Raw genomic sequence first — 4,788 nt, 5'->3', positions numbered from 1 at the left:
CTTCCACATATACATTCTATCCATCCGAATTTTCTATTTTCTATCATTATTATTCCCTCGGGCTTATATTATAATTACTAATAGAATAAAATAATATTTGTCTTCTTTAAAAAAGATAAGATACAAAATAAACAAATTTCAAATGAAGGAGCTTATATGAATAATGACTTGCGTCAAAAGATAAATAGACGCTTAAGCGAACTTAGTGCATTGCCTAAAATGAAAAATGACACTAGTATTGCGCAGCTTTTAAAAGATAAGGGCTTTACTAGGCGTGATTTTATGAAGTGGGCTGGTGCGATGACAGCCTTTATGGCATTGCCAAGTGCGATGACGCCGATGGTTGCTCGCGCTGCTGAGCTAAGCGATAGGCTCCCAGTGATATGGCTTCACATGGCAGAATGCACTGGCTGTAGCGAGGGCTTGCTAAGAACTGACGCTCCAAGCATAGATAGCCTTATATTTGACTACATAAGCCTTGAATACCACGAAACTATCATGGCGGCTGCTGGCTGGCAAGCTGAGGAAAATTTAGAGCATGCGATAGAAAAATACAAAGGTAGATACATCCTACTAGTTGAAGGTGGCATCCCAACTGGTGCGACTGAAAATTTTTTAACCGTAGGTCCTCACGGCACAACAGGCAAAACTCACGCTGTAAATGCCTCTGCTAATGCGGCTGCTATCTTTGCTATTGGTACCTGTTCTAGCTTTGGCGGTGTTCAAGCTGCAAGGCCAAATCCAACAAATGCAGTCGGCCTTTCAAAGGTGACTGATAAACCAGTCATAAATGTCCCAGGCTGTCCTCCAAGCGAGAAAAACATCGTTGGCAACGTGCTTCACTACTTACTATTTGGCACTTTGCCTGCACTTGATGTTTATAACAGACCAAAATGGGCTTATGGCTTAAGAATTCACGATCTTTGCGAGAGACGTGGTCACTTTGATGCAGGCGAGTTTGTCCAAAGCTTTGGCGACGAGGGCGCAAAAAATGGCTACTGCTTATACAAAGTAGGCTGTAAAGGTCCATATACATTTAACAACTGCTCGCGCGAGAGATTTAATCAACACACATCATGGCCAGTTCAAGCAGGTCACGGCTGTATAGGCTGCTCAGAGCCAGACTTCTGGGATACGATGGGGCCGTTTGAAGAGCCGATGGCTGATAGGCTATTTGACACTGTTTTAGGGCTTGGCGCTGATAATGTAAGTGATAAAATAGGCATTGGAATTTTAGCACTTGCTGGTGTTGGCATAGCGGCTCACGCTGCACTAGCTTGTATGAGTAAAGATAAAGAATAAGGCGAAAAAATGAGTGAAAAAAGAATAGTAATAGACCCTATAACACGTATCGAAGGGCATTTAAGAATAGAAGTCATAGTCGATGAAAACAACGTTGTCAAAGAGGCTTACTCTGGCTCAACTCTTTGGAGGGGCTTAGAGCAGATAGTAAAAAACAGAGACCCAAGAGATGCTGGCTTTTTCATGCAAAGAATTTGCGGTGTTTGCACATACTCGCACTACCGAGCAGGCATAATTGCGGTTGAAAATGCACTTGGTATTAAACCCCCATTGAATGCTGAGCTAACTAGAACACTCATGAACGCAGCTTTATATCTTCACGATCACATCGTGCACTTTTATCAGCTCCACGGCCTTGACTGGGCAGACGTCGTCTCTGCACTAAGCGCAGATGTACACAAAGCTAGCGAAGAGGCGTTTAAATACACAAGCACGCCATTTGCCACGGGAGCAGATAAGCTAAAAGAGGTAAAAGAGAGGGTTGAAGCCTTTGTTAAAAAGGGCAACCTTGGACCATTTGCCAACGCATACTGGGGACATAGCACATATAAATTTACTCCTGAGCAAAATTTAATCGTCCTCTCTCACTACTTAGAGTGCCTTAGAATCCAAAGAACAGCAGCTCAGATGATGGCTATCTTTGGTGCGAAAAACCCACATCCACAAAGCCTAACAGTTGGTGGCGTGACCTGCGTGATGGATCTTATGGATCCAGCTAGAATGGGCGAATATATGAGTAAATTTGCCGAGATAAAAGAATTTGTCGATAGAGCTTACTATCCAGATATTTTGATGGCGGCTAAAGCTTATGCAAACGAGCCAAGCGTTCTAAACGACGTTGGCGTATCAAATTTATTCTGCTACGATGAGTTTTTGATCGGCAAAAATGACCATCTATTTAAAGGTGGCATCATCTTAAATGGCGATCTTAGCAAAGTCTATGACATCGATGAAGAGAAGATCACAGAAGAGGCGACAAGATCTTGGTATAAAAATGACAAAGCGCTTCATCCATATGATGGCGAGACAGAGGCAAACTACACTGGCCTTGTTGATGGTGAGAGCATAGACGGCGAGGGCAAGCTAGCTCACAGCAAGCTTTTTGACACAAAGGGTAAATATAGCTGGATCAAAGCGCCAAGATATGATGGCATGCCTATGCAAGTAGGACCGATCGCAAGCATCGTCATAAACTACGCTAAAGGCAACGAGAGAGTTAAAAAGGTAGTCGATGAGTTTTTAGCAAAGAGTGGCTTGCCACTAAGTGCAGTCTTTTCAACTCTAGGTAGAACAGCCACTCGTATGCTTGAAGCAAAAGTGGTAGCAGAGCACACAATGGACGCATTTAATGCCTTGATCGAAAATTTAAAGACAGATCAAGAGACCTGCACAAAATATGTAATAGATAACAAAAAAGAATATAAAGGAAATTTTCAAGGCAACGCTCCAAGAGGCGCGCTAAGCCACTGGTGCCGCATAAAAGATGGCGTCATCTCAAACTGGCAAGCAGTCGTGCCAAGTACCTGGAATGCCTCGCCAAAAGATGCTAAAGGTCAAATGGGAAGCTATGAAGCATGTCTGGTTGGTATGAAGATAGCTGATCTTTCAAAACCACTTGAGATAATACGAAAAATTCACTCTTACGACCCTTGCATCGCGTGTGCCGTGCATGTTATGGATACGAAGGGAAATGATTTGAGTACTTATAAGATAAATCCAAATTTGTAAGGAGAAAAGATGTCACATAAAAATCCTGACAGGATCAGCGAATACGAATTCTCCATCGGCGTTAGGCTGACACACTGGATTAGATTTATAGCTATCACGCTTTTGGTTGTGAGCGGCTACTACATCTCTTATGTCTTTATGAGTCCAGAGATCACAAGCGAGCCTACAAATTTCATGCAAGCAAAGTGGCGTTTGGCGCACCAGGTCGCTGGCTTTGTGCTAATAGCGGTATTTATCTTTAAATTCTATCTATTTGTCTTTGATAAACACAGCAAAAAAGAGTGGATGAGCGTGCTTGACTTTTTAAGTCCAAAAGTTTGGATAGCGCAGATAAAATACTACATCTTTATGGGACCGCACCCGCATTTAAGGGGCGTTTATAACCCATTGCAGTTTGCCTCATACTTCTTCTTTTACGTCATCTTAGCGCTCATCTGCCTAACTGGCCTTATCCTTTACGCTCACGTTTATCACGAGGGGCTTGGCGGAGCGATCTATGAGCCAGCGAGATACTTTGAAGAGCTTATGGGCGGACTAGCAAATGTTAGAACGATACATAGAATTTGCATGTGGATCATCATTATATTTGTGCCAATTCACGTTTATATGGCGATATTTAACGCCGTTAAAGGCAAAAATGGAGCGATGGACGCCATCGTTAGCGGCTATAAATTTGTAAAAGAACACTGATGAGAGTGCTAGTTCTTGGCATCGGCAACGTTATGTTTGCTGATGAGGGCATAGGTGTTCATTTTGTAAATTTGATGGCTAAAAACTACAAATTTACAAGCTCTAAAAACGAGCTTACTCTAATGGACGGGGGCACTTTAGCCCTCGCTCTAACTCACATTATAAGCGAATTTGACTATCTTATTGTCGTTGATTGCATTAGCGCAAATGGCGCAAGCGTGGGCGATGTTTATTTTTTCGACTTTCTAAATGTGCCAAATTTTATCAGCTGGGACGGCTCAGCTCACGAGATCGAGATGCTTCAAACCCTTCATCTAATGGAGCTGGCAGGCGACAGGCCGACAACCAAAATCCTAGGCATCGTGCCTAGCCGCATAGAATCATCAAATTTTAGCCTCTCAGATGAAGTGATAAAAGCTTCTAATATCCTAGAAAAAACGCTACTTGAACACTTAAAAGAGCTTGATTTTAAGTGCGAAAAGGTGGCAAATTTCACTCTAAACGACACCCTCGATGACTACGCCAAAAAAGGTTTAAAATGATACTTGCTTTTAAATTTGACTGCTTTAAAGACCCAGCCTTTTTGGCGCCATTTTTACGTGCATTGACTGGAGATCTTAAGCACTCTATAAGCTGCAAAGATGATCAAATTTGCCTAAAGGTAAGTGGCTCTGTAGAGGAGCTTAGCGCCCTAGCAGACAGAGCTAGCGCCATTTTGCCCTATAGCCTTTTTATAAAGCATAGCGAGGTTGATGTGGCAGATGAGCTTGACATGGCAGGTGAAATTAAAAAGATAAAATTTGGCACGCTTAGCCCATCTCAAGCGGCGGCATTTTTGGCTAATGGCAAGGCTATTTTAAATGAAAGTGGCGTGCTCTCTTTGAGTAAATTTGAGAGCGAGATAACGCTTGATAATTTTAATGAAAAGCTAAAAACCTGCCTAAATTTATTAAAAAATGGTAAGAGTGTTTGCATAGAGCAAGATGAAAATTTATATGAAATTTCTCTTGGGGTAAATTTTGATGCAAATTTCTTGATACCTGTAAATTTAAAGCAGCTGCCAAAAAT

The 4,788-nt window shown here is 42.1% G+C and carries 5 protein-coding genes; all 5 read left to right on the top strand.

Features of this window, described 5'->3' with window-relative positions; genetic code table 11:
* The first annotated feature begins 156 nt into the window (after positions 1 to 156).
* Entirely contained in the window at positions 157 to 1,302 is a 1,146-nt protein-coding gene (locus Q0296_RS03925; RefSeq protein WP_298036776.1) for a hydrogenase small subunit, read from the top strand.
* A 9-nt stretch (positions 1,303 to 1,311) separates the two neighbouring features.
* Positions 1,312 to 3,030 (top strand): nickel-dependent hydrogenase large subunit, encoded by a 1,719-nt coding sequence (locus tag Q0296_RS03920; protein ID WP_298036773.1) that lies wholly within the window; start codon positions 1,312 to 1,314, stop codon positions 3,028 to 3,030.
* 9 nt (positions 3,031 to 3,039) lie between these two features.
* On the top strand, positions 3,040 to 3,720 hold the full coding sequence (gene cybH, locus Q0296_RS03915) for a Ni/Fe-hydrogenase, b-type cytochrome subunit (protein WP_107915692.1): 681 nt from the start codon (positions 3,040 to 3,042) through the stop codon (positions 3,718 to 3,720).
* A complete protein-coding gene (locus Q0296_RS03910; RefSeq protein WP_021093168.1) occupies positions 3,720 to 4,262 on the top strand; it encodes a HyaD/HybD family hydrogenase maturation endopeptidase in 543 nt (180 codons plus the stop codon). The genes cybH and Q0296_RS03910 overlap by 1 nt, the downstream gene beginning before the upstream one ends.
* Positions 4,259 to 4,788, top strand: a 530-nt coding sequence (locus Q0296_RS03905) for a hypothetical protein (RefSeq protein ID WP_298036768.1), incomplete at its 3' end; no start/stop codon positions are given. The genes Q0296_RS03910 and Q0296_RS03905, both read left to right, overlap by 4 nt.

The sequence above is a fragment of the uncultured Campylobacter sp. genome (assembly GCF_937890585.1).
GTDB lineage: Bacteria > Campylobacterota > Campylobacteria > Campylobacterales > Campylobacteraceae > Campylobacter_A.
The sequence above is the reverse complement of the archived record's forward strand: the minus strand, read 5'-3'. Positions and strand labels throughout refer to the sequence as shown.